28 protein-coding genes and 3 tRNA genes are annotated in these 26,012 nt (G+C 60.9%); 22 read left to right on the top strand and 9 right to left on the bottom strand.

Annotated elements, in window-relative coordinates; all coding sequences use genetic code 11:
• Window positions 1–46 precede the first annotated feature (46 nt).
• The 3 genes from prfB to AC04SG_RS30890 all read left to right on the top strand — a co-directional run bounded on the left by prfB (window position 47) and on the right by AC04SG_RS30890 (window position 2,271).
• Window positions 47–1,178 (top strand): peptide chain release factor 2 gene (gene prfB, locus AC04SG_RS30900; RefSeq protein WP_112564354.1). Its coding sequence is split into 2 segments (ribosomal slippage): window positions 47–112 and window positions 114–1,178, totalling 1,131 coding nucleotides; the frame shifts between segments, so codons are not numbered across the junction.
• Between the two features lie 41 nt (window positions 1,179–1,219).
• Window positions 1,220–1,627 (top strand): GFA family protein, encoded by a 408-nt coding sequence (locus tag AC04SG_RS30895; RefSeq protein ID WP_454588567.1) that lies wholly within the window; start codon window positions 1,220–1,222, stop codon window positions 1,625–1,627.
• Window positions 1,628–1,893: 266 nt separating this feature from the next.
• Entirely contained in the window at window positions 1,894–2,271 is a 378-nt protein-coding gene (locus AC04SG_RS30890) for a hypothetical protein (RefSeq protein WP_488554119.1), read from the top strand.
• A gap of 132 nt (window positions 2,272–2,403) precedes the next feature.
• Here AC04SG_RS30890 and AC04SG_RS30885 read toward each other — a convergent pair whose 3' ends face one another.
• The gene (locus AC04SG_RS30885) at window positions 2,404–3,273 is read right to left on the bottom strand and encodes an SDR family oxidoreductase (protein WP_488554118.1); all 870 of its coding nucleotides are present in this window, start codon (window positions 3,271–3,273) and stop codon (window positions 2,404–2,406) included.
• Window positions 3,274–3,377: 104 nt separating this feature from the next.
• Between AC04SG_RS30885 and AC04SG_RS30880 the strand changes: the two genes are divergently transcribed.
• The 4 genes from AC04SG_RS30880 (at window position 3,378) to AC04SG_RS30865 (ending at window position 6,417) form a co-directional block, all read left to right on the top strand.
• Window positions 3,378–4,265 (top strand): LysR family transcriptional regulator, encoded by an 888-nt coding sequence (locus AC04SG_RS30880; protein WP_488554117.1) that lies wholly within the window; start codon window positions 3,378–3,380, stop codon window positions 4,263–4,265.
• Window positions 4,266–4,393: 128 nt separating this feature from the next.
• Window positions 4,394–4,762: a GFA family protein gene (locus tag AC04SG_RS30875; RefSeq protein ID WP_142864880.1), complete on the top strand. Its 369-nt coding sequence runs from the start codon at window positions 4,394–4,396 to the stop codon at window positions 4,760–4,762.
• A gap of 154 nt (window positions 4,763–4,916) precedes the next feature.
• Window positions 4,917–5,567 carry a YiaD family glycine zipper/OmpA-like lipoprotein gene (locus AC04SG_RS30870; RefSeq protein ID WP_112564362.1) on the top strand — a complete coding sequence of 217 codons (651 nt, stop codon included), beginning with the start codon at window positions 4,917–4,919 and terminating at the stop codon, window positions 5,565–5,567.
• Window positions 5,568–5,808: 241 nt separating this feature from the next.
• Complete coding sequence (locus AC04SG_RS30865; protein WP_488554116.1) at window positions 5,809–6,417, top strand: hypothetical protein; 609 nt, start codon at window positions 5,809–5,811, stop codon at window positions 6,415–6,417.
• Window positions 6,418–6,485: 68 nt separating this feature from the next.
• Here the strand turns inward: AC04SG_RS30865 and AC04SG_RS30860 are convergent, their stop codons facing one another.
• Both AC04SG_RS30860 and AC04SG_RS30855 read right to left on the bottom strand, forming a co-directional pair.
• Window positions 6,486–8,081, bottom strand: coding sequence for a DEAD/DEAH box helicase (locus AC04SG_RS30860; protein ID WP_488554115.1), 1,596 nt, complete (start codon window positions 8,079–8,081; stop codon window positions 6,486–6,488).
• A gap of 191 nt (window positions 8,082–8,272) precedes the next feature.
• Entirely contained in the window at window positions 8,273–9,040 is a 768-nt protein-coding gene (locus tag AC04SG_RS30855; protein ID WP_352585960.1) for an NAD kinase, read from the bottom strand.
• Between the two features lie 683 nt (window positions 9,041–9,723).
• Between AC04SG_RS30855 and AC04SG_RS30850 the strand changes: the two genes are divergently transcribed.
• The 5 genes from AC04SG_RS30850 to AC04SG_RS30830 all read left to right on the top strand — a co-directional run bounded on the left by AC04SG_RS30850 (window position 9,724) and on the right by AC04SG_RS30830 (window position 15,542).
• Entirely contained in the window at window positions 9,724–10,758 is a 1,035-nt protein-coding gene (locus AC04SG_RS30850; RefSeq protein ID WP_488554114.1) for an extracellular solute-binding protein, read from the top strand.
• A gap of 101 nt (window positions 10,759–10,859) precedes the next feature.
• Window positions 10,860–12,287 (top strand): amidase, encoded by a 1,428-nt coding sequence (locus AC04SG_RS30845; RefSeq protein ID WP_488554113.1) that lies wholly within the window; start codon window positions 10,860–10,862, stop codon window positions 12,285–12,287.
• Window positions 12,288–12,353: 66 nt separating this feature from the next.
• Window positions 12,354–13,046, top strand: a complete 693-nt coding sequence (locus tag AC04SG_RS30840) for a TetR/AcrR family transcriptional regulator (RefSeq protein WP_488554112.1) — start codon at window positions 12,354–12,356, stop codon at window positions 13,044–13,046.
• Between the two features lie 972 nt (window positions 13,047–14,018).
• Complete coding sequence (locus tag AC04SG_RS30835) at window positions 14,019–14,774, top strand: hypothetical protein (protein ID WP_488554111.1); 756 nt, start codon at window positions 14,019–14,021, stop codon at window positions 14,772–14,774.
• A 198-nt stretch (window positions 14,775–14,972) separates the two neighbouring features.
• Window positions 14,973–15,542, top strand: coding sequence for a DUF2569 family protein (locus AC04SG_RS30830; protein ID WP_488554110.1), 570 nt, complete (start codon window positions 14,973–14,975; stop codon window positions 15,540–15,542).
• A 107-nt stretch (window positions 15,543–15,649) separates the two neighbouring features.
• Here AC04SG_RS30830 and AC04SG_RS30825 read toward each other — a convergent pair.
• A tRNA-Thr gene (locus AC04SG_RS30825) sits at window positions 15,650–15,725 on the bottom strand.
• 158 nt (window positions 15,726–15,883) lie between these two features.
• Between AC04SG_RS30825 and AC04SG_RS30820 the strand changes: the two genes are divergently transcribed.
• Both AC04SG_RS30820 and AC04SG_RS30815 read left to right on the top strand, forming a co-directional pair.
• Window positions 15,884–16,051 (top strand): hypothetical protein, encoded by a 168-nt coding sequence (locus AC04SG_RS30820; protein WP_488554109.1) that lies wholly within the window; start codon window positions 15,884–15,886, stop codon window positions 16,049–16,051.
• Between the two features lie 280 nt (window positions 16,052–16,331).
• The gene (locus AC04SG_RS30815; RefSeq protein WP_488554108.1) at window positions 16,332–16,640 is read left to right on the top strand and encodes a BA14K family protein; all 309 of its coding nucleotides are present in this window, start codon (window positions 16,332–16,334) and stop codon (window positions 16,638–16,640) included.
• A 55-nt stretch (window positions 16,641–16,695) separates the two neighbouring features.
• On the opposite strand, the gene AC04SG_RS30810 is transcribed toward AC04SG_RS30815, so the two are convergent.
• Window positions 16,696–17,130 (bottom strand): hypothetical protein, encoded by a 435-nt coding sequence (locus AC04SG_RS30810; RefSeq protein WP_488554107.1) that lies wholly within the window; start codon window positions 17,128–17,130, stop codon window positions 16,696–16,698.
• 108 nt (window positions 17,131–17,238) lie between these two features.
• Here AC04SG_RS30810 and AC04SG_RS30805 point away from each other — a divergent pair, with 108 nt between their 5' ends.
• Window positions 17,239–17,595, top strand: coding sequence for a hypothetical protein (locus tag AC04SG_RS30805; protein ID WP_192252385.1), 357 nt, complete (start codon window positions 17,239–17,241; stop codon window positions 17,593–17,595).
• On the opposite strand, the gene bhcR is transcribed toward AC04SG_RS30805, so the two are convergent.
• Window positions 17,596–18,417: an HTH-type transcriptional regulator BhcR gene (gene bhcR / locus AC04SG_RS30800; protein WP_192252388.1), complete on the bottom strand. Its 822-nt coding sequence runs from the start codon at window positions 18,415–18,417 to the stop codon at window positions 17,596–17,598.
• 204 nt (window positions 18,418–18,621) lie between these two features.
• Between bhcR and gcl the strand changes: the two genes are divergently transcribed.
• The 3 genes from gcl (at window position 18,622) to AC04SG_RS30785 (ending at window position 22,313) form a co-directional block, all read left to right on the top strand.
• The gene (gcl, locus tag AC04SG_RS30795) at window positions 18,622–20,403 is read left to right on the top strand and encodes a glyoxylate carboligase (RefSeq protein ID WP_488554106.1); all 1,782 of its coding nucleotides are present in this window, start codon (window positions 18,622–18,624) and stop codon (window positions 20,401–20,403) included.
• Window positions 20,404–20,429: 26 nt separating this feature from the next.
• Entirely contained in the window at window positions 20,430–21,227 is a 798-nt protein-coding gene (gene otnI, locus AC04SG_RS30790; protein ID WP_488554105.1) for a 2-oxo-tetronate isomerase, read from the top strand.
• Between the two features lie 195 nt (window positions 21,228–21,422).
• Complete coding sequence (locus AC04SG_RS30785; protein WP_488554104.1) at window positions 21,423–22,313, top strand: 2-hydroxy-3-oxopropionate reductase; 891 nt, start codon at window positions 21,423–21,425, stop codon at window positions 22,311–22,313.
• Between the two features lie 34 nt (window positions 22,314–22,347).
• On the opposite strand, the gene AC04SG_RS30780 is transcribed toward AC04SG_RS30785, so the two are convergent.
• Window positions 22,348–23,199, bottom strand: coding sequence for a TrmH family RNA methyltransferase (locus tag AC04SG_RS30780; protein WP_488554103.1), 852 nt, complete (start codon window positions 23,197–23,199; stop codon window positions 22,348–22,350).
• A gap of 210 nt (window positions 23,200–23,409) precedes the next feature.
• Between AC04SG_RS30780 and AC04SG_RS30775 the strand changes: the two genes are divergently transcribed.
• Both AC04SG_RS30775 and AC04SG_RS30770 read left to right on the top strand, forming a co-directional pair.
• Window positions 23,410–23,494: transfer RNA gene (locus AC04SG_RS30775), tRNA-Tyr, on the top strand.
• A gap of 27 nt (window positions 23,495–23,521) precedes the next feature.
• A tRNA-Gly gene (locus AC04SG_RS30770) sits at window positions 23,522–23,595 on the top strand.
• Between the two features lie 187 nt (window positions 23,596–23,782).
• Here AC04SG_RS30770 and AC04SG_RS30765 read toward each other — a convergent pair.
• Window positions 23,783–24,244: a YidB family protein gene (locus tag AC04SG_RS30765; protein ID WP_488554102.1), complete on the bottom strand. Its 462-nt coding sequence runs from the start codon at window positions 24,242–24,244 to the stop codon at window positions 23,783–23,785.
• A gap of 131 nt (window positions 24,245–24,375) precedes the next feature.
• Between AC04SG_RS30765 and AC04SG_RS30760 the strand changes: the two genes are divergently transcribed.
• Complete coding sequence (locus tag AC04SG_RS30760; RefSeq protein ID WP_142864859.1) at window positions 24,376–24,633, top strand: GlsB/YeaQ/YmgE family stress response membrane protein; 258 nt, start codon at window positions 24,376–24,378, stop codon at window positions 24,631–24,633.
• A gap of 48 nt (window positions 24,634–24,681) precedes the next feature.
• Here the strand turns inward: AC04SG_RS30760 and AC04SG_RS30755 are convergent, their stop codons facing one another.
• Entirely contained in the window at window positions 24,682–25,569 is an 888-nt protein-coding gene (locus AC04SG_RS30755; RefSeq protein WP_488554101.1) for a DMT family transporter, read from the bottom strand.
• Between the two features lie 294 nt (window positions 25,570–25,863).
• Here AC04SG_RS30755 and AC04SG_RS30750 point away from each other — a divergent pair.
• On the top strand, window positions 25,864–26,012 hold a 149-nt coding region (locus tag AC04SG_RS30750; protein WP_232375805.1), incomplete at its 3' end, for a GTP-binding protein.

Raw genomic sequence — 26,012 nt, 5'->3', positions numbered from 1 at the left:
GCGCCGACCCAAGCGCCACTTCAAAAACAGGACAGAACAACCAGCCATGCGCGCGGAAACGCAGAACATTGTCGATGAGATCAGGCAGGCGATAACCCTGCTGAGGAGGCATCTTTGACTGGGATCAGGCCATAAAGCGGCTTGAATACCTGAATGTGCGGGCTGAGGACGCCAGCCTCTGGAACGAACCGCTGGAAGCGCAAAAGCTGATGCGCGAGCGTCAGGGCCTCGAAGAGGGCATCGCCGCGGTCAAGGGCCTGACGCAGGCGCTGGAAGACAATATCGGTCTGATCGAGCTTGGCGAGGAAGAGGGCGACGAGGGCGTCGTCGCCGAGGCCGAAGCCGCCATCCGCTCGATGCAAGGCGAAGCCAAGGCCCGCCAGGTCGAGACGCTGCTGTCGGGCGAAGCCGACGCCAACGACACCTATCTCGAAGTCCATGCCGGCGCCGGCGGCACCGAGAGCCAGGATTGGGCCTCGATGCTTCTGCGCATGTATACGCGCTGGGCCGAGCGGCGCCGCTTCAAGGTCGAGGTGCTGGAAGTGCATGACGGCGAAGAGGCCGGCATCAAGTCCGCCACGCTGCTGATCAAGGGCCACAACGCCTATGGCTGGCTGAAGACCGAATCCGGCGTCCATCGCCTGGTGCGCATTTCGCCCTATGACAGCAATGCGCGCCGCCATACGTCCTTCTCCAGCATCTGGGTCTATCCGGTCGTCGATGACAGGATCGAGATCGACGTCTCTGAATCCGACGTGCGCATCGACACCTACCGCTCGTCCGGTTCGGGCGGCCAGCACGTCAACACGACGGATTCGGCGGTCCGCATCACCCATATAGCGACGGGCATCGCGGTCGCCTGCCAGGCCGAACGCTCGCAGCACAAGAACAAGGCCAAGGCCTGGGAAATGCTGCGCTCGCGGCTCTACGAGGAAGAGCTGAAGAAGCGTGAAGCAGTGGCCAATGCCACCGAGGCGTCGAAGAGCGACATTGGCTGGGGCCACCAGATCCGTTCCTATGTGCTGCAGCCCTACCAGCTGGTGAAGGACCTGCGTACCGGTGTCGAAAGCACCAGCCCGTCGAGCGTGCTCGACGGCGATCTCGACGACTTCATGGAAGCCTCGCTGTCGCAGCGCATTGAAGGCGGGGCTGGTGAAGCGGTTGCCGATCTAGACTAGGGTACGTCCATATCCTCAGGCGTCGGGCAAAGGAGAAGCCGGTGACACGCAAGCTCAGCGGAAAGTGCTTTTGCGGCGCGGTCCACTATGAGGTGGCGGACGAATTCGTTTATGCCGCGAATTGCCATTGTTCGAACTGCCGGCGCACCACAGGTTCGGCTTTCAAGCCGTTCGCCGGCATCGAACGCGACAAGTTTGCCCTTGCCGAAGGGCATCACGGGCTCATCCATTTCGGCGACGACAGCGGCCACGATGCGCATTGCAGCCGCTGCGGCTCGTTGCTCTATTCGCTTGTCCGCGATGGCGCCTATGTCCATGTCGCCATGGGCACGCTGGTCGACGATCCCACCATACGGCCGACCGCGCATATCTTCGTTGGCTCCAAGGCGCCGTGGTTCACCATCGCCGACGACCTGCCGCAATATGAGGGGCACGCCTCCGGCGGCTAACGCCTCTTGGGCGCCGCGTCGTTAACCTCTCGTTAACCAAGCCGGCGCACCCTTTGGATGGCAGATGTCGGCGCTCGGGGTGCGGCACTGTAGTTATGCACTTCTTGCGCCGACCAAGGAATCAGCCCAGCATCACGGGCTGAGGGGTGAAAAAGCATTTATGGCCGGACGCGGCATATCTGCGACCTGACGATTCGGCCACTGGGAAGACACGTTCCAAGAACGGGCAAGCTAACGCTTTATGCTCGCTTGAAAGGAACGTTTCCATGTCTGCTGCCATAATCCGATCGGCCAGAGCCGTTCAACCGGCTGGCCGACTTCTGTTTTCCCTGTTCGTGATCGGCGCGATCGCGGTGCTGACCGCACCCGGCTTCGCCCATGACGCCAAGCCGACGGCGGCGAAGCCGCAAGGCTGGAGTTATCCCTTCGCCTGCTGCGCCAACTATGACTGCCGCACCACCCATACGGGCGAGGTGCTGGAAAAGCCCGAGGGCTATGTCATCGCCGGAACGGGGGAGGTCGTTCCGATGAGCGACAAGCGGGTCAAGGACTCACCCGACGGCGATTTCCACTGGTGCGCGCACCAGGCTGGTCTCGACGCCGGCAAGACGATCTGCCTGTTCGTACCGCCGCGTTCCTACTGACGGCTGTTGACAAAGTTCATCGGAAGGCAGGCCGTAGTTCCAGAACACTTTTGCTGAGAAGGCTGGCATGTGACGTGAGGCCATCCATGGCACTGGCAAGCGCTTCTCAGCCTTAGGTGTTTTGTGCTTCCGTCACACGGAAGGAGCGACTGCTGAGGCGAAGTCGCGATATGGGCGCAGTGGGCGGCCCAGAAGCGCCGTCAGGCGCTCGACGTCGCCGGCCTCAGGCAGCATCCCGTCGGTGAAGAAGCGCTCGCCCATCAGGCGCATGTCGTAGGCCATCCAGGCGGGCAAGAACTGCCTGAGATTTTGCTCAAAGCCCTCTGTATTGTCGCCGCTGTAGCTGATCGGGCGGGCAAGCACGTCTGACCAGATTGCGGCAATATCCGTCCCGGTCAGTGTCTGCGGACCGACGAGGTTGATCCGGTCGAGCGCAAGCGGCTTCTCGGATTGTTCGCGACGCAGCAGCTCAAGAGCGGCGATCTCGGCGATATCACGGGCGTCGATCATGGCGAGACCCTTGGCGCCGATCGGCATTGGGTAGGTGCCATAGCCGGTGATGATGTCTTCGATCGTCAGATCATTCTGGATGAAGTAAGCCGGACGCAAGATCGTAGCCTTGAAATCCATCTGCTCGATCATCCGCTCGACGCCGAACTTGCCCGCGAAATGCGGCACGTTCACATAGGCGTCAGCGTGGATCACCGAAAGATAGACGATCCGCTCGATGCCGGCCGATCGGGCCACGTTCAACGCGATCAAGGCCTGGGTGAATTCATCCGGTACCACGGCGTTCAAGAGGAACAGCGTGGAAATCCCAGACATGGCTTTGCGCAGCGAGTCGACGTCGAGAAAGTCGCCTTGCACGACGGATACGCCTGCCGGGAAGCTTGCCTTCGACGGATCGCGGACGAGAGCACGGACATCGGCGTCGCGCTTGACGAGGTGTTCGACGACTTGGCGGCCAATATTGCCCGTGGCGCCGGTAACGAGAATGGTCATGAAATTTCTCCAGTGGGGTTGGTTGACAGGGCCAATATGTGTGGCTCATAAAGAGTCCAGTAGACGGAAATTTTAGACACATCGTCTCACTGGTGGGACACTTCATGGATCTTCTTGCCCTCACCGATTTCAATCTCGTTGCCCGCCATGGTGGCTTCGGCAAAGCGGCAAGGGCCACCGGCCGGCCCAAGGCAACGTTGTCCCGGCGCGTTGGAGAATTGGAGAGCAGTCTTGATCTGCGCCTGTTCGAACGGGGCGCGCGTAACCTGAAGCTGACCGAAGAAGGACGGGCGCTCTTCGAGCGGACCGGAACATTGCTTGCCGAACTGGACGAGACGGCTGCAGCGATCGCCTCGGGTGGTCAAAAACCCAAGGGGAGACTGCGGATCAGCGCACCTATGCTTTTTTCTCAGACGGCAATGGGGAGGATCGCGGCGGGTTTTGCCCTTAAATATCCGGAGGTGAGGCTTGAGGTGACGACAGAGGACCGCCATGTCGACATGATCGAGGAAGGCTACGATCTCGTAATCCGGGTCAATCCAGATCCCGACGAAAGCCTAGTCGGACGGGCGTTTCTCCGCGACCGCCTGGTCGTCGTGGCGAGCCCTCACCTTTCTCGCACGACCGGCGGCCCCGCTCCTGGCGTTGCGCGCGGGACAGGCGAACGGCAAACATGGCACTTGAAGACCCAAGGTGACCGGTCGACAATTAAAATCGAGCCGGTCCTTGCTTTGTCGACGCTCATCATGGTCCGGGATGCGGTGCGAGCCGGGGTCGGTGCAGCACGTCTTCCCATTTCGTTGGTGGCCCACGACTTGGCCGACGGCACACTGGTGAATTGGGGGGATATTGACGGCCCCGACATCTCTCTATGGACGCTCTACCCATCTCGGCGGCTGCTCAGCGCGCGAGTGTCGGCGTTCCTGGATTTTCTAAGACAGGCTTTCCCAAATGGGACGCCGGACGAACTAGCTGCCTATATTGGCAGGTGACGACGGACCTGCTTCAGCCAGAGCGCCGCTCGGCTCTATCGATCAGAGCCTGCTGACAGACAGTTGTCAGGAGCCTTCCTTTATGGTGCCTTTGCCGCATGGCGGCGGGCAACGGAGGAGAGCTTTTCATGACCATCAAGGCCAGCTGTCACTGCAGGGCGACGACATTCGAGGTTTCGCAAGCGCCCGAGACAGTAACGCAATGCACCTGCTCGTTCTGCTCCAAGCGCGGCTCGCTGTGGGCCTACTACGTTCCGTCGCAATTCAAGCTCACCAGCCCGGCAAAGAACGTCTCCGTCTATCAATGGGGATCGAAGACCGTCAAACACGGGTTTTGCGCCATTTGCGGCTGCGGCACCTTCACCGAGACGCCGGACTGGTCGACCGGCAAACCCGACTTCGACAACCCCAAGATCTCGGTCAATTCGCGGCTGTTCGACGATTTCGACCTCGACAAGGTCGAGGTGGTCGTCATCGACGGCAAGAATCTCTGGTAGGCCGTCAATAGCGGCAGAGGCACAAGGGTGGCGCAAGCGGGGGAAAAGCCGCTTTCGCCGTTCCGCTTTTCGCCGTATTTCATGGTACAAGACCCGTGGAAGGGCTGATATGCGCGGGCCGCAAAGGCCGCGGTTTGGAGAGGGACGTTATCTCATGAAAAAGACTGTGCTCGTCGCCGTTGCGACGGCTGTGCTGGTGAGCGCCTGCACGACCACTGATCCATATACCGGCGATCAGAAGATTTCCAACACCGCCGCGGGTGCAGGCCTTGGTGCCCTGGCCGGCGCCAGCCTTGGTCTGCTTGCCGGCGGCAATGACCGCCGCAATGCGCTGATCGGGGCCGGTATCGGCGCGCTGGCCGGCGGCGCCATCGGCGCCACGATGGACCAGAACGAGGCTGAATTGCGCCGCCAGCTGCAAGGCACTGGCGTCAGCGTCACCCGCACCGGTGACCAGATCATCCTCAACATGCCGTCCGACATCACCTTCAACGTCGACCAGGATGCGGTGAAGCCCGGCTTCTACCAGGTGCTGAATTCGGTGGCGCTGGTGCTGAACAAGTTCCGCCAGACCACGGTCGACGTGTTCGGCCACACCGATTCGACCGGTGGCGACGAGCACAATTTCGATCTGTCGCAGCGCCGTGCTTTGGCGGTCGCCAACTATCTGTCGGGACAGGGCGTCGATTCGCGCCGCTTCGCCGTCACCGGCTTCGGCAAGACCCGTCCGATTGCGTCCAACGCAACGTCGGCCGGCCGCGCGCAGAACCGGCGCGTCGAGATCCAGCTTTCGCCACTCACCTGATCAGGTCGGCATTGAAGTGCGAAGGCGGCCCCGCAAGGGGTCGTTTTCATTTTGGCTCCTGTGGTCCGCAAAGGGATCTAAAGCATTAGAGTTTTCTAATAATCTCTTTCCGGAGACCTTGGAAAGGATTAGCATTGGCACCGTTCCAGAGAGGGGATGGGGCGGGTACAAACGGCCGCGCAATCATCATCTATTCGGCCCCGGTCTTGCACGGCCAGATCATGAAATCTGGGAGGAATGCATGACAAGAACAACTCGCCTTGGGCGTTGCGGCGTCCTCGTTTTGACAGGTCTAGTCTCTGCGTGGTGCGCAGCCGCCACGGCTCGAGCCGAGGACGCCAACAAGGCCGATATCGAAGCCTTGAAGAAATCGCTCGCCAAATATGAGGACTACACGACCGCCGTCCGCGACCTTTATCTGTCGACCGTCGGGTGCGTCTACTACTCCGGGGAAAAGATCGCCGGCGCGATGGACTATCCGAAGGGCGCCATGGGCATCCATTTCGTCAATGTCCCGAGTGTCGGTCAGAAACTCGATCCGATGCGCCCCAATGTGCTGATTTACGAGCCGACCAAGAAAGGCTTGAAGTTGGTTGGCGTGGAATGGCTGGTGCCCCTGACGCCAGACACCAAGGAAGCTCCAAAACTCTTTGGACAGACCTTCATGGGACCGATGGAAGGGCACTATCCGCTCATTCCGAGGGAGTTCGTCCACTACGACCTTCATGCCTGGCTGTTCAAGGACAACCCGAACGGCATGTTCAGCCCGACGAACCCGAACGTGAAATGCAGCAAGGCCGAGTTTCCGATGCTGGAAAAACCGACCAAGATGATGCCCGGCCCGATGTGACGGGACAGATGTGATCGCGGCAGGCAAGCCGGGTGATCGGCTTGCCTTGCGAAAACGAAAACCAGAAATCAGACCTTGGCGACGATCTTCATGAAGGCCGGCATGTCATCGCCGAAGCCGACGGTGCCGTCATTGTCGTCGCCGCCGCGGTTGTTGCGGGCAGGGCGGCTGTTGTTGGCACGCTGTGGCCTCGTGTCGCCGCGTTCCGGAGCACGGTTCTCGTTGTTGCGATCAGAGACCTTGCGCTCGCCATTTTCGGAGCGGATCGCTTCCTTGCGCTGACGCCGTTCGCCAATGTCGGCAACCGCGGCTTCGGCAACGACCGGCTGTTCCTCGCGCGCGGCATTCGCCGGGGCTTCGTCGCTGGGCTTGGCATGGCGCTCGCGCGGCTTGCGCTCGCCGCGATCTTTGCGGTCTTCGTCCTTGCGGCCGGCGCGACGCGGCGCGCCACGGCCACGGCGGGGCGCTTCGTCCTCGCTGCTTTCGCTTGCGACCACCGTCGACAGATCGCCGTCATGCCACTCGATCTTGTTGCCGATCAGCCGCTCGATAGCGTCGATGTATTTGGTGTCCGACTTGGTGGCGATGGTGAAGGATTTGCCGGAACGTCCGGCGCGGCCGGTGCGGCCAATGCGGTGGACATAGTCTTCTGCGTGTATCGGCACGTCATAGTTGAAGACGTGGCTGACATCGGGGATGTCGAGGCCACGCGCGGCGACGTCGGAAGCGACGAGGTAGCGCAGCTTGCCATCGCGGAAATTGGCCAGCATCTGCATGCGCGCACGCTGGTCCATGTCGCCATGCAGCGCGCCGGCGTCGAAATCATACTTCAAGAGCGAGCGGAACAGTTCCGACACTTCGATCTTGCGGTTGCAGAAGATGATGGCGTTCTTCAGTTCGGCGTCTTCTGCCTTCATCAGATTGCGCAGTGTCTCGCGCTTGTCCCACGGCTTTGAGCCCGACTTGACCAGCCGCTGGATGATGTTGGTGGCAGCGGACGCGGCCTTCGAAACCTCGACACGCACCGGTGCATGCAGGAACTTTTCGGTGAGCTTGGTGATCTCCGGCGGCATCGTCGCCGAGAAGAACAGCGTCTGCCTGGTAAACGGGATCATCTCGCAGATGCGCTCTATGTCGGGGATGAAGCCCATGTCGAGCATGCGGTCGGCTTCATCGATGACGAGGATCTCGACGCCGTTGAGCAACAGCTTGCCGCGTTCGCGGTGGTCGAGCAGGCGGCCGGGCGTGGCGATCAGCACGTCGGCGCCGCGCTCGAGCTTCTTGTCCTGCTCGTCGAAGGAGACGCCGCCGATCAGCAGCGCGATGTTGAGCTTGTGGTTCTTGCCGTATCGGATGAAATTCTCTTCGACCTGTGCGGCGAGCTCGCGCGTCGGCTCGAGGATCAGCGTGCGCGGCATACGGGCGCGGGCCCGGCCTTTTTCGAGGCGGGTGAGCATCGGCAGCACGAAGGAGGCGGTTTTGCCGGTGCCGGTCTGGGCGATGCCCAGAATATCCTTGCCGAGCAGCGCATGCGGGATGGCGCCGGCCTGGATCGGCGTCGGCTGGGTATAGCCGGCATCGGTGACTGCGGAAAGGACCTTGGGCGACAGGCCGAGGTCTGAAAAGGTCAACGCTTCTGGAGCGGTCGTGGTGTCTGAGGACAAGTGTTGTTGTCTTTGGCTGGTTCGGGGAAGCGCAACGGCATTCGTCGCGGCAAGCACAGCGTGCCTGCAAGATTGGTATTGCGATTAGGCGCAAGCCCGCGATTTGTCAACAGAAACGGGCGGGATTGGTGCGATTGTGAAACGTAACCTTAATCGCGATGCTTAATCAGGTAGTGTCTTTTTGCGCCGGCTCAATAGCGAAACTGCTCGGCGAGAATGCGTTCGTTCCACGAATGGTTGGGGTCAAACAGCAGCGTCGCCGTCGCGCTCAGTGATTCCCGAACCGTGACGGAAGTCACCGCCTTGACCTCGGTGTGGTCGGCGGCGGCGTTCACCGGCCGCTTTTCCGGCTCCAGAATATCGAAGCGAACGGTCGCCTTGTTGGACAACAGGGCACCCCGCCAACGGCGCGGCCGGAACGGGCTGACCGGGGTCAAAGCGAGCAGCGGCGCGTCGAGCGGCAGGATCGGCCCGTGCGCCGACAGATTGTAGGCGGTGGAGCCGGCCGGCGTCGCGATCATCACGCCGTCGCAGTTCAGTTCCTCGATCCGGACCTGTTCATCGACGGTGATGCGGATTTTTGCGGTCTGATAGGATTGGCGCCACAGCGCCACTTCGTTGATGGCAAGTGCTGAAACCGTCTCGCCCTCATGCGTCACCGCCAGCATCTCCAGCGGCCGGATCGTTTCGGCGACGGCAGCGGCGATGCGTTCGGTGAGGCCGCCGACGCGGTATTCGTTCATCAGGAAACCGATGGTGCCACGGTTCATGCCGTAGACCTTCTTTCCCGTGCTCATCGTGTCACGCAAGGTCTGCAGCAGGAAGCCGTCGCCGCCCAGCGCCACCACCACCTCGGCGTCCTCGAACGAGGCCTGGCCATAGCGGGCCGACAGGCTTTCCATCGCCGCCCTGGCATCGGCGGTGTCGGACGAGACGAAGGCGAGACTGGCGTTGCTCATGACTTCCCGATGGCGGCCGGCGGCGGTTGCGTGGGGTAGCATGGGCAGGCGCATCTGCAAAGGGAGGCCGCGTCCGGTCCCACCGCGGCTGCGCCGGATCGAAAACCGGTGGCTCGCGCTTCATGTCGCCGGAGAGGCGAATGTGATGGTTAAGAGCAAGCTTAAACACTCGTAAAGCCCGATCGATCATGTTAGCCGGCAGAGGATGGGTGGCTGGGGGGCTAGCCAGTTGAGACCTGTCTATTGCCGGTGACACGCCTGATTATCGTCTTCCTCGTGATGGGAAGTTTCGCCCTTCTCTTCGCCGAACTTGTGCGGCAGTCCGAGGACATGAGTTCCAGGCCGAGGCCGACGGCCTCACGCTGCGGCGACGCCAGCATGCCATGCCCGCAGAACGCATTGTAGGCTGAAGCCGCAAGCGACCGCCGACGGCGCGGCGGCAATCCATCACCCATTGCCTGACAATCTTCGGTTTGACGGCATCGACCACGCGTCGTCGACGTCTGGGCCATACCGTCGCCATGCCAGCAAAAAGATATTGACTGTATGTTTAGTAATTAATACCGTTGTGGACATATCGAGTTGGTCAGCCGGCATCCGCCGGTGAATGACCACCAGGACGAAGGGAACATGCGGACTCGAGGCGGCAATCCCGCCGGTCCCGACAATGGGAGACAATAAGCATGCAGCTGAAATCCACCGCGACGGTGCTCGGCCTGTCGCTGCTGGCAATGACCGGCATTGCCCGCGCCGACGGCGAACTCCAAATCTACAATTGGGGCAACTACACCAGCCCGGACCTGATCAAGAAGTTCGAGGAGACCTACAAGGTCAAGGTCACCGTCACCGACTACGATTCCAACGACACCGCCTTGGCGAAGGTCCGCCAGGGTGCTTCCGGCTATGACATCGTCGTGCCCTCGGCCAGTGTCATGCCGATCTGGATCAGCGAAGGCCTGCTGCTGGAAACCGATCCCAATCAGATGGAAAACTTTAGAAATGTCGATCCGAGATGGGTCGATGTGCCTTTCGATCCCGGCCGCAAATACTCAGTGCCCTGGCAATGGGGCACGACCGGCATCTCGGTCAACAAATCGGTCTATGCGGGTGACCCGAACACGTCCGCGATTTTCCTCGATCCGCCGCCGGAACTCGTCGGCAAGATCAACGTCGTGCCCGAAATGGGGGACATCATGTTCCTGGCCATTGCCTATGAGGGCGGCAAGTACTGCACCGACGACAAGGCGCTGCTGAAGAAGGTGCATGACAAGCTTGTCGAGGCGAAGGGCAAATGGCTATCGCTCGATTACGCTGCCGTTGATGGCCTGGGCCGAGGCGACATTGCCGCCGGCGTCAACTGGAACGGCATATCGCTGCGCGAGCGGCTTGAGAACGACAAGATCGTCTACGGCTATCCCAAAGAAGGCTTTCCGATCTGGATGGACAATGTCGCGGTGCTCAAGGACGCCAAGAACGTCGAGAACGCCAAGCTCTTCCAGAATTTCATCATGGACCCGAAGAATGCCGCGCTGATCTCGGCCTTCGCGCACTACGCCAACGGCATCAAGGGCTCCGAGCCCTTCCTGCCGGACGACATGAAGGGAGCGCCCGAAGTGGATGTTCCGGCCGAATTTGCCGACAAGGGCCAGTTCATGCCGGCCTGCCCGACCGACGTCCAGGCGCTCTACACCAGGATCTGGACCGATCTGCAGAAATAGCAGCGCCGTCAACCGAAGCTGACCAACATCCTTCGGGCCGCACCCTGCGGCCCGGCCATTCTTCATGCCAGATGCGGTCCAGCCGCCGCGGGAGATTTGTGATGTCCGATCTCGACCTTTGCTACATGCCCGCCAGCGAGGCGTTACGGCTGTTCAAGGCGAAGAAACTGTCGCCTGTCGACCTGATGCAGGCCACCATCCGCCGCGCCGAAGCGACCAAGGCGACAATCAACTGCTTCACCTTCACCCATTTCGACGAGGCGATGAATCTCGCCAGAAAAGCCGAAGCGAAATACGCCAAGGGCGCCAGGACCGGTGCACTCGAGGGCCTGCCGATCGGCATCAAGGATGAGAGCTACATCAAGGGCAAGCCGACCTCGCATGGCTCGCTGCTTTCGAAGGACGCCATTGGCGGCCACACGTCGACGATGAACGAGCGTGTCATGAAGGCCGGCGGCATAGTGCATGCCCGCACGGCGACGCCCGAATTCAGCTGCGCCGGTTACACCTGGTCGAAGCGCTGGGGCGTGACGCGCAACCCCTGGAATCCGAATTATACGCCGGGCGGTTCGTCGGGCGGTTCAGCGGCGACGCTGGCCTCGGGTACATCGTCGATCGCCACCGGCTCGGACATTGCCGGCTCGATCCGTATCCCGGCCTCGGCCTGCGGCCTGGTCGGCTTCAAGCCGCCTTACGGCCGCAACCCCGACGAGCCGCCCTTCAACCTCGACTTCTATTGCCACACCGGGCCGCTGGCCCGAAATGTCGGGGATGCGATCCTGCTGCAGAATGTCATGGCCGGACCGAGCCCACTCGACATCGCCACGCTGCGCCCGAAACTGCGCCTGCCGCTCGACTACAAGCCGATCAAAGGCTGGAAGATTGCTTTCTCGATGAATCTCGGGTCATTCGAGGTTCATCCTGACGTGCGCAAGAACACGCTCGCTGCCTGCGACGTGTTCCGCTCGCTCGGCGCTACCGTCGAGGAGGTCGACCTTGGCTGGGGCGACGAGGTGCTCAAGGCCGGCATGGCCTATCTGGAGCATCTCTTCGGCGCCTCGCTGGCGCCCCTGCTCGCCAAGCACGGCAAGGACATGACGAGCTATGCCAGGCAGTTTGCGCAGGATGGGCAGAAGTCGAAGGCGACGGATTTTGTCGCGACCCTGGAGGTGGCGGCCAGGATGTACCAGACGCTGGGGCCGTTGCTGGAAAAATACGACGTGCTGATCTGCCCGACAAACGCGCTTCCGGCGGTGCCGGCGGAATTCGATCAGACCAAAGGCAAGGTCGAGATCAACGGCGAGCACGTAAACCCGTCGCTGGGTTGGGTGATGACGACGCCTTTCAACATGCTGAGCCGCTGCCCGGTTCTGTCCGTGCCGTCGGGCCGTGCCGCCAATGGCGTGCCGACCGGCATCCAGATTGTCGGCCGCACCTATAGCGACGCCGATGTTTTCCGGGCGGCGATGGCCTATGAGACGGCTCAGGGTCAATGGTACACGAATGCCGGGACACGCCCGTCGCTCTGAGTCCGCGAAGAGCCGGCGTGCCAAAGCAGCGGCGGGATGTTTTCGCCGGGGAAAGGCCTGACGACAATGGCGCAACGCAAAGCCACCGCTGAGGCGGGAAAAAGCAAGGCGACCAAAGGTGCGGCGAACGACGCTGCCCCTAAGGACCGCCGGCGCGAACGCGGCGAAGCGAGCATCCAGCGCATCATCGATGCCACCATCGAGCTCATCGCCGAGGAGGGACTGGCGAGCGTCACCATGCAGCGCATCGCCGAGCATGTCGGCTCGTCCAACGCGCTGGTGGTCTTTCATTTTCGCAGCAAGGAGAACCTGTTCCGGGCCGTGCTGCAGTATCTCAGCGATCAGTATGATGCGCTGTGGGTGACGCTGGTGCGGGCGCCCGGCCTGTCGCCGGTAGAACGAGTGTTGGGCGCGGTCGATTGCGCGCAGCGTTTTGCCCGTCTGCATCCGAAATGGGTTTCGGTCTTCGTCGTGTTTTCCAGCGACCGCAAGAGCATGCAGATCTACAATGAAATCGGCCTGCCCAGCGATCTCGCCTACACCGCCGAAGCCCGCGATCTGCTGATCGAAATCGCCCGTGACGGCGGCTACACCGGCGTCGACATCGACACGTTATCGGAGAGCCTGAACTATCTGGTTCACGGTGCCTGGTATTGGGATCATCTCAACCCGTCCAGCCGCGACACCAACGTGCTGCGCAAGACGATGCTCCTCCTGCTGCACCAGGCATTTCCACGGCACTTTGAGTTGATGCGCTAGGCTCGCCGTCCGGACGTTCCGAGCATCAAGCATGCGCTCAAACGTACCCTCGCCATTTGTTATTTCGAGGCGCCCGAGCGCTCAATCTCATGAAAATTAGCAACTGCTAAAATTGTCGCTTTGCATTTTTGTTTTTTCCGGTGACCATGCAATGCCATGATAATCTGAGCGTCTTGCTCCGGTTTGGCCGAATTGCTGGGGCCACCCTCAGTTGGGGAAATCGTCAATAAGGGCTTTTTTGAGCAACCCCTAATATATACGATTTGATCAGCCGGCCTGGCTCCCAAGCCCTCGGGCCGGTCAGGCCCGACAGTTCACGGATTCACCCCAATGATCTGTCGGGCCGCTTGGAAGTTTCCCTCGCTCAGACACGTTGGATTATGATAGGCGCATGCTCTGCATTTTTTGATCGAAAAGCGCGAGCTTGGTCATGTAGCCGATCCTGATCCTCGCGTCGCAGTGATCGCAATTGAAGGCAGATATAACCTTCACCCACGAGCCCCTTTTCACGATTACGTGGGAACAGTTGGGGCATTCAAATTTTAAGTACTCGTCCATCATTTTTTCTGAAATGGGCATGGTGCCACTCCCCCAGCAACTGAACGGTGGCGGTCTTCAGCTGAACCACCAAGTGTGACTTGAACTTCCATGCTAAGCAATGGTTCCTGCCAGGGCCTTCGGACTTACGGTGCAACGGACCAAAGTCGGAAGTCGAAAAGCGCTTTGCCATCGGAAGGTATTGATCCCCACCCCATTTCTTCGTCCCGCACGCCCTGAGGGACCAAAGTCCGACTCGCACACGCATTGGGCCTAGACGGGCAACGGACGCTTTCTTGGCGGCCGCTTTGGAGGGTAAAAAGAACCCACCAATGCAGACGCATGTGTGAATGCCGTTATTGCCCTTCCGAACATCCAGGAAGGGCTCCTGGTTTACAGTGGTTGCCAGTTTCAAGCGCCTTCGGGGGCCGAAAAGTGATCATCGAGCTATTTGGCCCGGCCGGCTCAGGTAAGACCACTTTCGCACATGCGCTTCAACGTCATCTGCAGGCACAAGGCTACGTCGCCAAGGTAGTGCTTTCATATGAACCCGGTGTCGATCGTTCACCGCTAGACCCTAGTGGGTTCCGCTATGCACTACACCGTATTGCCATATCAACGATCAGGACTGCCGCCTTTGCTTGTCACCCTATAGACAACGCCGAAGGGTTCAGACTCACCGGCAAGCTGATAAGGATTCTGGCGCCGAGAAATCCGATCTGGCTGATCAGGTTCAGTCAGTATCTCATGGCTCTCTCCCACGTTTGGCATCAACCGTACGACGCATGTCAGATTGTGATCTTCGACCAAGGTTTTATCCAGCTTGTCTCTTCATTAGCCGTGTTCAGCGGCGTTTCGGACGTAGAGAAACTTAAATCTGCTTTGGAACTGATCCCATCATCGCATCTTGCCATAGCTACCAGCGCGGCCGAGCCATTGTTGTCACAGCGCCTGAGTGCTCGGCTCCTTCGGCAGACCTATTTGGAGCGCATGTTCGAGGCGGATTGCAGAACCAACCTGCAATCGATCCCAATAATCGACCACGTAAAAAGCATCCTTCTCGGCAGCGGCAGGTTCGTATTAAGCATCGATACGTCGGATGAAGGCGGTCTGCAGGAAAGTGTAGCTCGAGTTGCAAGGGAGATTGGCGCGATGGGCTCTGATGGACAGTGCAAAGCTGCGGAAGCCTAACGCCCAATGCCGTCGATATCGTGGCTGAGGATATTCTTCAGGTCGCCGGCAGGCGTCTCGGTGTTCGTCGGCGCATCTGCACCAGATCCTCGTCGATCGGCTTGCCCTGGGTGTCGTACAATCGATTTCCTGAGGACCCTATTGAGTTGTATGATAAAACAATATACAACTTAAAAGAGCATTGGCGGGAGGGTATGGATGCAGTTTTCAATTTGGCATTGGGCGATCTTGCTGCTGTTGATCGGAGCGCCCGTATTCTTCGCTGTCTGGTCAGCACGCAAACCATCACAGGGTTCGACTGATTTGGTGGGGTTTGGAGGGTGGCTTCTACTGCTCGCAATCGGTCAGACCTTGTCGCCATTGCGCACGCTTGCCGAATTCGGCTCATCGATCGAAGGCTATCAGCAACTGATGACGGTTCCCAACGGTACCTTGGCGACCTATGGCGAGATCGCGCTGTTGCTGGCTTTTCTGGTGCTTGAGTTGGTTGTTGTCATTGCCATGTTTCGGCGCAGTCCTCGTTTCAAGAAGCTGTTTCTCCTTCAGTGGATTGCCATACCGGTCGTGTTCGTAGTCGACATTATTTGGATCTCCGCTCTTATTAAGGTTCCAGTGAGCCAGATTCTTGCCGGAGATACGCTGGTTAAGCCTTTGGTTTCCTTCGTGGTGACTGGAATTTGGGTCGCCTATGTCTACAACTCCGTCCGGGTCAGAAACACGTTCGACAGGGTGGCGGCAAGCGCTGACATTGCGACTGCGTTTCAGTAAGGTGGGAGGGGTTTTCGCACGGCCGTCAGCACTGCCCTCCCGACGAGATTTCGGAGGAGACTGTTTCGTCCAAGGAGCTTCGGCTGGGCTGCTTGCAAAGCGAAGGCTGGTGCCCCCGGACGGAATCGAACCGCCGACCTTCGGTTTACAAAACCGCTGCTCTACCAGCTGAGCTACAAGGGCACGGCGCTCCGGTTAGCATATTTGGTGCGCCAGTAAAGACAAAACTCCGTTTTCGATTGCTAATGGACCCGCCGGGCCGGCTGGCGCCGCCATGCTGAAAACCGCCAATTCCTTTCCTACATATTGTTGAGGTGCAATCGCCTGGTTAGGGGGCTCGCATGATCAGACTTGTCATCATTCTCCCGCTCGTCGTCATCACCTGGTTTCTCGCGGTGAAGCTCATCAGGGACGTGAAGAGCGCCAATATCGACTGGACCGGAATTGCAACGATCGTCGGCTTTATCGCGATGGCGTTCTGGCTGCGGCATGTCACGGGGATGGGGTGACAGAGAGTGGGTAGGGAATAGTCAGTAGTGAGTAGGGGCTTAAGGAGCTAGGGCAGGATCCAACCTAATCTCTACTGCCTACTCACTACTACTAATCGCAAAACCCCTCGAACCTTTCGCTGTGGCGCTAAGATCCGCCGAGCGACGAGATCCTTGCCTCAGCAGGTTTTTGCCGGCTCGAGAAAAAAATCAAAAACCCGTCGAACCTTTTTCCTCACCGCAACGACAGATGATCAAGAGGCGGATGGATCGCCTCTAGCAACGAAACAAGGAGATCATCATGTTCACGCGCAAAATCGCTTCTGCCCTCGTCGCCAGCACCGTCGCCGCCACGTCGCTGGTCGGCACCGTCCAGCCCTCGGCCGCCCACAGCCATCACCACAACCGCGAAATCGGCATCGGCATCGCCGCCGGCGTTGGCGGCTTCGTGCTCGGCAGCCTGCTCAACCAGCAGCCGCGTACCGTCTATGTCGACGACGAGGGTGGTTCCTGGCACGTCCGCCGCTGCGCCAACCGCTACGCCAGCTACGATCCGTATTCGGACACCTATGTCGGCTATGACGGCTACCGCCACTATTGCCGCCTTTAACAGGTCGGTTTCAGGCAATGAAGAAGGGGCTCCACGGCCCCTTTTTTCATTCACGCTAGGATTTCTGCGTGTCGATCGGCAACCCTGCCGCGCGGCAGGCATCCGCGATCGCCCCTTGCTGCGTGTTGCCCATCGCGGTGAGTTCGAAGCCGTTGTCGGCATCCGGGTAAATCCTGCCAAGGAAAGGCTCGTAGTCAGCAGAGCCGCCGGCAGCGTTCTTGTCATCGACAGAGCCGCATATCACGATCTCTTTGCGGCCGTTCATCGTGCGCTCGCCGGCAAGTATGGGTCCGAACCTCGCTGCCACCGGGTTTTTCAAGTGCTGGCGCACGCCAATGGTGATGGTCTCCTCCAGGGCGAGCGAGACCGCAATCGGATCGGCGCGCTGGCTCGCGGCGGGTTCAGGTCGCGGCGGTGTTGTCGCCACGCAACCGCAGAGCGAAGCGATGAGCAAAGCTGGACCGTTTTCCACATGCTCGCTCTTTTGCATGCCTGCGAAAGCCGCGGCAAGACTGGCAATGTCCATGTGGCCGGCGATGTACAGCGATTTTGGGAAAGTCTAGTCTGCCACCTGAGCGCCAATTGAGGGGAGGGTGGTTTGGACGAGCAGAACCCGAAGGAAGACCTGATCGAGCCGGTTTTTCGCAATGGCACGGTCACCACCGTCGGCATCCTGCTGGCGTTCTCACTGGGCTTCGTCACCCATTGGGCGGCCAACCCGATACCGTGGCAACTCCATCATTTGCTTGCCGTGGTGCCGATCCTGGTTGGCATCGCCCTGCAGATGCGGGCGCTGTCGTTGCTGCTCGACCTGGATTCGCTCCGCCGGCCAATCTACGAACGCGCCAACCGCATCTTCATGGCCGGCATCATCCTGACCGCCTGCGGCGTCGGGCTGGCGATTCTGCTCGATGTCTTCGAGGTATCGGCGAGGAGCGCGCTGGTCGGGGCTTAGTCAGGTCAGCCTGACGCCGCCGATCATCTTCGTCACCTCCGCGGCCGCGTCGCGCACCAGCGGCCCGATCTCGCCCAGCCGCTCCGGCGTCACCCGCACTGTCGGGCCGGAGACCGAAACACCGCCGATCGGCTCGCCGAATTCGTTGAAGATGGCGGCGGCCACGCAGCGCATGCCGGGATGGCGCTCCTCGTCGTCGACCGACCAGCCGCGATGCTTGATGACAGCCAGATCATGGGCGAGCGCCGAGATATCCGACAGCGTCTTGTCGGTGAAGCGCTGCAGGCCCGACTTGCGCAGGATGGTCGCGACGCGTTCCGGCTCGAGCTGCGCCAGCACCGCCTTGCCGATGCCCGAGGCATGGAAGGAGCTGCGCGTGCCCGGCCGGAAGAAAGCGCGGATCGCCTGATGGGTCTCGACCTGGCTGACGAAAACGACGCAATCGTCCTCGGCGACGCCGAGATTGGCGGTTTCACCGGTCTTTTCCATCAATTCCTGCATGACGACGCGGGCGCGGTCGACCAGCTTGCGGCGGCGCAGGAAGGCCGCGCCCATGCGGTAGGTCTCGACGCCAATCGACCATAGCTGATCCGATGTATCGAACTCGACCATGCCGTGGTTCTGCAACGTCGTCAGCATGCGGTAGGCGGTGGAGGCGGCGAGCTCACTGCGCGCCGATATTTCGCTCAGTGACAGGCCGCTGCCTTCTGCAACAATGGCCAGGATGCGCAAGGCGCGGTCGAGCGACTGCACCGAACCGGCCTCGGAGGGTCCGTGAAAGGCGCGGGGACGGCCGCGTTGGCGTTTTTCGCTGGTTTCCATGGCGGCATTGTCGCCGATTTCCCTAAAAGCACAATGAAAAAGTTTTTCACCGATTTTTCGATCTGGATTCATGAAAAACGAGAAATCCAGCAAAATCAGTCAATAGGTGCTGTTTTCTAGAAATGAAAAATTATTTTGAAAAAATTGAAAAATGAACGAAGCGCTGGCATTGTCAGCCAACCAACAATCTTGCGGAGGCTGGACATGGCCAGGATGCGTGCTGTCGATGCAGCGGTTCTCGTTCTCGAAAAGGAAGGCATTTCCTGCGGCTTCGGCGTGCCGGGCGCGGCGATCAATCCGTTCTATTCGGCGCTGAAGGCAAGGGGCTCGATCCGTCACATACTGGCGCGCCATGTCGAGGCCGCCTCGCATATGGCCGAAGGCTACACCCGGGCCAAGGCTGGCAATATCGGTCTGTGCATCGGCACATCCGGCCCGGCCGGCACCGATATGATCACCGGGCTCTATTCGGCGGCGGCGGATTCGATCCCGATCCTGTGCATCACCGGCCAGGCGCCGCGGGCACGGCTGAACAAGGAGGATTTTCAGGCCGTCGACATCGCCGCCATCGCCGCACCGGTCGCCAAATGGGCGGTTACGGTCATGGAGCCCTATCTGGTGCCGATGGCGTTGCAGAAGGCGTTTCATCTGATGCGCTCGTCGCGGCCGGGTCCGGTGCTGATCGACCTGCCGGTCGACGTGCAACTGGCCGAGATCGAGTTCGACATCGACGCCTATGAGCCGCTCGTCCCGTTCAAGCCGGCCATGTCGCGCGCCCAGGCCGAAAAGGCGCTGGCGATGCTCAACGCGGCGGAAAAGCCGCTGATCGTCGCTGGCGGCGGCATCATCAATGCCGATGCGTCGGATCTGTTGATCGAGTTTGCCGAGATTACCGGCGTTCCGGTCATCCCGACGCTGATGGGCTGGGGCGCGATCCCCGACGATCACCGGCTGATGGCCGGCATGTGCGGACTGCAGACCTCGCACCGCTACGGCAATGCGACAATGCTGGAAGCCGATTTTGTCTTCGGCATCGGCAACCGCTGGGCCAACCGCCACACCGGTTCGGTCGATGTCTACACCAAGGGCAAGAAATTCATCCATGTCGATATCGAGCCGACGCAGATCGGACGCGTCTTCGCGCCGGATCTCGGCGTCGTCTCGGATGCCGGTGCGGCGCTGAAGATGCTGCTCGACGTCGCCACCGAATGGAAGACGGCGAGAAAACTGCGCGACTGGTCAAGCTGGGCGAAGGAGTGCCAGGGCCGCAAGAAGACGATGAAGCGCAAGACGCATTTCGAGCAGGTGCCGCTGAAGCCGCAGCGCGTCTATGAGGAGATGAACAAGGCGTTCGGCCGCGACACCACCTATGTCACCACGATCGGCCTGTCGCAGATTGCCGGCGCGCAGTTCCTGCATGTCTACAAGCCGCGCAACTGGATCAATTGCGGCCAGGCCGGCCCGCTCGGCTGGACGCTGCCGGCCGCCCTTGGCGTGCGCGCCGCCGATCCGGACCGCACCATCGTGGCGCTGTCGGGCGACTACGACTTCCAGTTCATGATCGAGGAACTGGCGGCCGGCGCGCAGCACAAATTGCCCTACCTCCATGTCGTCGTGAACAATGCCTATCTCGGCCTGATCCGCCAGGCGCAGCGCGGTTTTTCGATGGATTTCGAGGTCAGCCTCGCCTTCGAAAACGTCAACCGCACAGACGATCCCGAGGCCGGCTATGGCGTCGACCATGTCGCGGTCGCCGAAGCGATGGGCTGCAAGGCGGTGCGGGTGCGCAAGCCGGAAGAGTTCGCCGGCGCGTTCAAGGAAGCGCAGCGGCTGATGAAGGAACATCAGGTGCCGGTGGTGCTCGAATTCATCCTCGAACGCGTCACCAACATTTCCATGGGTACGGAAATCGACAAGATCACCGAATTCGAAGACCTTGCCGAAAGCCATGAGGATGCGCCGACGGCCATCGTCCTCCTGGATTAAGCTTTGGCGGGAAGAAGGAGAAAAGAATGCCGCGTTTTTCAGCCAATCTGTCGATGCTGTTTGGCGAGCACGAATTCCTCGACCGCTTCGACGCCGCCGCCTGCGCCGGCTTCAAGGGCGTCGAATATATCGGCCCGTATGATCACGCGCCTGACGTGGTCGCGGCGCGGCTGAAGAAGAACGGGCTCAGCCAGGTGCTGTTCAACCTGCCGGTCGGCGACTGGGGCAAGGGCGAGCGGGGCATTGCCGTTTTGCCCGACCGCGTACCGGAGTTCCGGCAAGGCATCGCCAAGGCGATCTCTTACGCCCACGCACTAGGCTGCGAGCAGGTCAATTGCCTCGCCGGTATCGCGCCGCAAGGGGCGGATAGTTCGGTGCTGGAAAACACCTTCGCCGAGAACCTGGCGTTCGCGGCGGAGAAACTGGAGCAGGCCGGCATCCGGCTGCTGATCGAGCCGATAAACACCCGCGATATCCCGGGGTTCTTCCTCAACTATTCGGACCAGGCGCTGGCGTTGATCGACCGCGTCGGCTCGAAGAACCTGTTCCTGCAATACGACATCTATCACATGCAGATCATGGAGGGGGATCTCGCCCGTACCATCGAGGCTAACCTTGGCCGCATCGCGCATATCCAGCTTGCGGACAATCCCGGCCGTCACGAGCCGGGGACGGGCGAGATCAATTATCCCTTCCTCTACGAGCACATCGACAGGATTGGCTATTCCGGCTGGGTTGGGGCGGAATACAAGCCGAAGGCGGGCACGGAGGCTGGGCTGGGGTGGTTCCGGGAGCTCAACGGGCAGGGGAGTGCCGCGGCTTAAGCGTTACATATACTCACCGTCAGCGCTGCCCCTCACCCTTACCCTCTCCCCGTGGAGAACGGGGAGAGGGGGATCGCCAGCGTTGGAGCTAGACCCTTCTCCCCGTCACTATACGGGGAGAAGGTGCCGGCAGGCGGATGAGGGGCAGCGCCGGCCACTCGAAGATATTCGAACAAGATCTCAGGAGAGAAAACAATGGAAACCATCGGCTTCATCGGCCTCGGCATCATGGGCGCACCGATGGCGGGGCATCTGCTCGATGCCGGCTACACTGTCATTGCCAGCGACCATCGCTCGAAGGCGCCGGCCGATCTCGTCGCCAAGGGTCTGAAGACTGTCAGCGGCCATGCCGCCGTGGCGAAGGCCGCAGACATCGTCATCACCATGGTCCCCGACACGCCGCAAGTGGCCGACGTGCTGTTCGGCGACAATGGCGTCGCATCCGGCCTCAGCAAAGGCAAGCTCGTCATCGATATGAGTTCGATCTCGCCGATCGAGACCAAGACCTTTGCCAAAAAGATCAACGATCTCGGCTGCGACTATCTCGATGCGCCGGTGTCGGGCGGCGAGGTCGGCGCCAAAGCGGCGTCGCTGACCATCATGGTCGGCGGTGAGGACAGGGCGTTCGAGCGCGCAAAGCCTGTCTTCGAGAAGATGGGCAAGAACATCACGCTTGTCGGTCCGAACGGCGTCGGCCAGACCACCAAGGTCGCCAACCAGATCGTCGTTGCGCTGACCATTGAAGCCGTCGCCGAAGCGCTTGTTTTTGTTTCAAAAGCCGGCGCCGACCCGGCCAAAGTCCGGCAGGCGCTGATGGGCGGTCTGGCGGCCTCGCGCATCCTGGAAGTGCATGGCGAGCGCATGGTCAAGCGCACCTTCGCGCCGGGCTTCCGCATCGAACTTCACCAGAAGGACCTTAATCTGGCGCTGGAAGGCGCCAAGGCGCTCGGTGTTTCGTTGCCCAATACCTCGACCACGCAGCAGCTGTTCAACTCATGTGCGGCCAATGGCGGGGCGAAGGAGGATCACTCGGCATTGGTTCGCGCGCTGGAGCGGATGGCAGGACATGAAGTGGGTGAATATTGAATGGCAAGCCACTCAACCATTCACCATTGACTATTCACTTTCCCAGGAATTTCCGCGCTGCATACAAACTCACCGCCGCGGCGTTCGACACATTGAGCGATCTGATGGCGCCGGGCATGTCGAGGCGGGCGAGTGTCGTCACCGTCTCGCGCGTCTTCTGGCGCAGGCCCTTGCCCTCGGCGCCGAGCACCAGCGCGATCTTGTCGCCTGAAAAACTCGTTTCGAGCTCCGCCGGGCCGTCCGAATCGAGGCCGATGGTCTGGAAGCCGGCCTCATGCAGTTGTCCCAGCGCGTCGGCCAGGTTCTTCACCTCGACCTGATCGATATGCTCAAGCGCGCCGGAGGCCGATTTGGCCAGCACGCCGGATTCCTGCGGGCTGTGACGCGCCGTGGTGATCAGCGCGCCCGCGCCGAAGGCGACCGAGGAACGCAGTATGGCGCCGACATTGTGCGGGTCGGTGACCTGGTCGAGCACCAGCACCAGTTTTGTATCGCCGAGCGCGTCGAGGCGTTTCGGCTTCAGCGGCTCGGCCTCGATCAGCACGCCCTGGTGGACGGCGTCCGAACCGGTGACCTTGTCGATCTCCTTCGGCTCGACCAGCTCCGCCTTGAACGGCAGCGCGGCGAGGTCGGCAATCGCAAGCCGCTCGGCGGCGTTGCGAGTCACCAGCATTTTTTTGATCTTGCGCCGCGGATTGTCGAGCGCGGCCCGCACCGTGTGCAGGCCATAGAGTCGCACCAGCCCGTCGGCGGCGTTTTCGCCCGGCGGCACCGGCTGGCGCGGCCGAAAGGCGGGCGCGCCGCCTGCCTTCTCGTCGCGGTGGGCGCGGCGCAGCTTGGCGTAGTGGGTGTCTTTGGCGGTCTTGGGGATGTTGTCATTGCTCATGGCCGGCTTCTATAGCCGTGTCGCAACGGCATGGATACAGGCAGAAAGCCGGCTTGCCGGGCGGGCTGTCAAAATCAGCGCATTTTGCCGAGACGTGCGGTTGACACCCACTGACCTTGCCGCCATAAGGCGCTTCGCTGATTTCGGACAAAACGTTGGTTTCGACCGGATCGGCGAGAATGCCTCGTTGCAAGGCTTCGACGGCAGGCTGGAGAGGTGCCCGAGTGGTTAAAGGGGACGGACTGTAAATCCGTTGGCTTAGCCTACGTTGGTTCGAATCCAACCCTCTCCACCACTGCCAGCCCGTCAGCCCTGAAGCGAAGCGGGTATAGCTCAGTGGTAGAGCAGCAGCCTTCCAAGCTGAATATGCGGGTTCGATTCCCGCTACCCGCTCCAAACTTTCCTCAATCCGCATCAGATCTCAGCGAATATCTCGACGACGTTGCCGTCAGGACTTTTCGGTTTCCGTTTACACGCCGGTCGATCCAGCGACCGCCAGGGAGTTCGCAACGCTGGTTGAAGCGACGCCCGACAGCCGCAAGGCGATGCCGGGCGTCTTGGCTGAAAATGCTGGAGCGGCGCCCTAGCTGTTGAAAGCTGATGCGACCTGGTGCTGCTGCGGCACCTGGCCGTTCGGCGTCAGCTTGTCGACAATGCCGGGCAGGGCGGTGGACAGCTGCTTGAGCAGTTCCTGCTCGTCGAGCCCGGTCCTTTGCGCGATCTCGCGGATGACCTGCGGACCGATCGCCTTGCCAAGATCATTGGCGTTGATCGGCTGGTTCTGTCCGGTGCCGACCCAGGAATCGGCAACATTGCCGTGGCCGGCATCCTTCAACTTGTCGAGCAGCCCGCCCAGTCCGCCGAGCAGGCCGCCGTCGCCGGAGGCTGTGGTTCCGGTGGGGGCGGGCGCTTGAGGCTGTGCGGGTTCGTCCGGCTGTTCGGCACTTCTGCCGCTCAGCATCTTTCCGACCAGCAGCGCGCCGAGCGCAATCATCAGCGGTTTGGTGATGTTGCCACCGGGCACGGCGTTGTCAAAAAGTCCCATAGGTCAATCCTCCATAACGACCAAGCCCCGTCCCATCGCTAGAATGGAGCACGCGGGCCGAATTTCAAGTTGGCTTGAGCTTTTGACAATCATGTGACCATGATCGGCCAGCGGGGGGAATGGAGAGGAAAATGGGCATCATCAGCTGGATCATCCTCGGCGTCATCGCCGGCTTCATCGGCAGCAAGATCGTCAACAAGACTGGCCAGGGCCTGATCATGGATATCGTGCTCGGCATTGTCGGCGCCATTGTCGGCGGCGTGATCTTCAGCGCCTTCGGCGCTTCGGGTGTGACCGGCCTCAACATCTGGAGCCTGATCGTCGCCGTGATCGGCGCGGTGGTCGTGCTGTGGGCCTATCATCAGATCAGCGGCAGGCGGGCGCTTTAAGCGCCAGTTCTGTCGATCTGACTGGCTGCCGAGACGTTGCCATAAGGGTCAGGCGACGACCGTCAGTCTGCGCTTGCGTTCATCCAGCGAGACGATCGTGAGCCCGCTCGCCACCACCAGCAGGATGCCGCACACGGCCAAGGCATTCGGGAACTGCCCGAACACCAGCACGCCTGAAATGACCGCCCAGACGGTAAAGCAGTAGTAGAACGGCGCCACGACGCCGGTCGGCCCGACGCGATAGGCCATGAAGATGAAGAAATGGCCGAAGATCAGGAAGAACCCGGCGCCGGCCATCAACAGCAGGTGACGGGCTTCCGGCATCACCCAGCGCTCGGATACCAGATGCGCGGCACCCGCGCCGATCAGCACCACCACGACGGCGGAAATGGCGACGATCATGCCCGGCACCTCGGCCGGGACCCGCCTGCCAGCGAGATCGCGCGCGGCCGACAGGGCGGCGTTGCCGAGCGCCAGCAAGGCATAGACCGAGATGCCCTCCAAGGTCGGCTGCGCCACCATGACCGCGCCGACGAAGCCGAGCCCGATCAGCGCCATGCGCACGCCGCCGATCCGCTCGCCGAACAGGATGGAGGAGCCGACCAGCATCAAAAGCGGGGTGATCTGCCCGAGCGCGGTTGAATCGGCGATCTGCATGTTGGCCAGCGCCACCACGTAGCAAAGGATCGCCGCCAGCTCGAGCAGGTTGCGGCGCAGCACGCGCTTGTCGAAGATCAGCGGGATCTGCCTGCCATAGCCGAGCAGGAATAGCAGCGGCACGCCCCACAGCGTGGCCGCGACCCCGCGCAGGAACAGCACCTCATAGGACGGCAAGCCTGCGGTGGCGAGCTTCATCATCGTGTCGTTGACGAGATAGGACCCCGTCGAAACGATCATGAACAGCGGGCCGCGTATGGATATGGGGATGAAATGCATCGGGCGACCAAATCAGACCGGCGCCGCAGCGGCAATGGGCCAGGCGCGGGCTGCCAATCCAGCAAGGAAGAGCCAGGACATAGCCGGGAGTTGCAGACACGCGCTGAAGCCGGCGCCATTTCATTTCCCGTCGCGCGTTCCTATATCAGCGCCATATCCCCCGCAATCGGATCATCGGTTCGGACCGAGTGGACAGCGCACCCGGCCACAAGGCACTTGTGTTTTTCGGCCGTAGTCGCTAATCGCCCCGCATTCGACTGAACTGAAGGTCAAGGCCGTCCAAGGAAAGAGACTATGGCAAAAGGTAAATTCGAGCGCACTAAGCCTCATGTGAACATCGGCACGATTGGTCACGTTGACCATGGCAAGACGTCGCTGACGGCGGCGATCACGAAGTATTTTGGCGAATACAAGCGCTACGACCAGATCGATGCGGCGCCCGA

Source organism: Mesorhizobium sp. CNPSo 4684 (assembly GCF_057784315.1).
The sequence above is the reverse complement of the archived record's forward strand: the minus strand, read 5'-3'. Positions and strand labels throughout refer to the sequence as shown.

Excerpts from the sequence above, each read along its gene's own strand:
- otnI (WP_488554105.1), top strand. The coding sequence starts at position 20,430 with ATGCCGCGTTTTTCAGCCAATCTGTCGATGCTGTTTGGCGAGCACGAA.
- AC04SG_RS30885 (WP_488554118.1), bottom strand. The coding sequence starts at position 3,273 with ATGACCATTCTCGTTACCGGCGCCACGGGCAATATTGGCCGCCAAGTC.
- AC04SG_RS30865 (WP_488554116.1), top strand. The coding sequence starts at position 5,809 with ATGACAAGAACAACTCGCCTTGGGCGTTGCGGCGTCCTCGTTTTGACA.
- AC04SG_RS30875 (WP_142864880.1), top strand. The coding sequence starts at position 4,394 with ATGACCATCAAGGCCAGCTGTCACTGCAGGGCGACGACATTCGAGGTT.
- AC04SG_RS30765 (WP_488554102.1), bottom strand. The coding sequence starts at position 24,244 with ATGGGACTTTTTGACAACGCCGTGCCCGGTGGCAACATCACCAAACCG.
- AC04SG_RS30870 (WP_112564362.1), top strand. The coding sequence starts at position 4,917 with ATGAAAAAGACTGTGCTCGTCGCCGTTGCGACGGCTGTGCTGGTGAGC.
- AC04SG_RS30840 (WP_488554112.1), top strand. The coding sequence starts at position 12,354 with ATGGCGCAACGCAAAGCCACCGCTGAGGCGGGAAAAAGCAAGGCGACC.
- AC04SG_RS30890 (WP_488554119.1), top strand. The coding sequence starts at position 1,894 with ATGTCTGCTGCCATAATCCGATCGGCCAGAGCCGTTCAACCGGCTGGC.
- AC04SG_RS30855 (WP_352585960.1), bottom strand. The coding sequence starts at position 9,040 with ATGAGCAACGCCAGTCTCGCCTTCGTCTCGTCCGACACCGCCGATGCC.
- AC04SG_RS30785 (WP_488554104.1), top strand. The coding sequence starts at position 21,423 with ATGGAAACCATCGGCTTCATCGGCCTCGGCATCATGGGCGCACCGATG.
- AC04SG_RS30780 (WP_488554103.1), bottom strand. The coding sequence starts at position 23,199 with ATGAGCAATGACAACATCCCCAAGACCGCCAAAGACACCCACTACGCC.
- AC04SG_RS30850 (WP_488554114.1), top strand. The coding sequence starts at position 9,724 with ATGCAGCTGAAATCCACCGCGACGGTGCTCGGCCTGTCGCTGCTGGCA.
- AC04SG_RS30830 (WP_488554110.1), top strand. The coding sequence starts at position 14,973 with ATGCAGTTTTCAATTTGGCATTGGGCGATCTTGCTGCTGTTGATCGGA.
- bhcR (WP_192252388.1), bottom strand. The coding sequence starts at position 18,417 with ATGGAAACCAGCGAAAAACGCCAACGCGGCCGTCCCCGCGCCTTTCAC.
- AC04SG_RS30845 (WP_488554113.1), top strand. The coding sequence starts at position 10,860 with ATGTCCGATCTCGACCTTTGCTACATGCCCGCCAGCGAGGCGTTACGG.
- AC04SG_RS30820 (WP_488554109.1), top strand. The coding sequence starts at position 15,884 with ATGATCAGACTTGTCATCATTCTCCCGCTCGTCGTCATCACCTGGTTT.
- AC04SG_RS30755 (WP_488554101.1), bottom strand. The coding sequence starts at position 25,569 with ATGCATTTCATCCCCATATCCATACGCGGCCCGCTGTTCATGATCGTT.
- AC04SG_RS30815 (WP_488554108.1), top strand. The coding sequence starts at position 16,332 with ATGTTCACGCGCAAAATCGCTTCTGCCCTCGTCGCCAGCACCGTCGCC.
- AC04SG_RS30880 (WP_488554117.1), top strand. The coding sequence starts at position 3,378 with ATGGATCTTCTTGCCCTCACCGATTTCAATCTCGTTGCCCGCCATGGT.
- gcl (WP_488554106.1), top strand. The coding sequence starts at position 18,622 with ATGGCCAGGATGCGTGCTGTCGATGCAGCGGTTCTCGTTCTCGAAAAG.
- AC04SG_RS30760 (WP_142864859.1), top strand. The coding sequence starts at position 24,376 with ATGGGCATCATCAGCTGGATCATCCTCGGCGTCATCGCCGGCTTCATC.
- AC04SG_RS30810 (WP_488554107.1), bottom strand. The coding sequence starts at position 17,130 with ATGCAAAAGAGCGAGCATGTGGAAAACGGTCCAGCTTTGCTCATCGCT.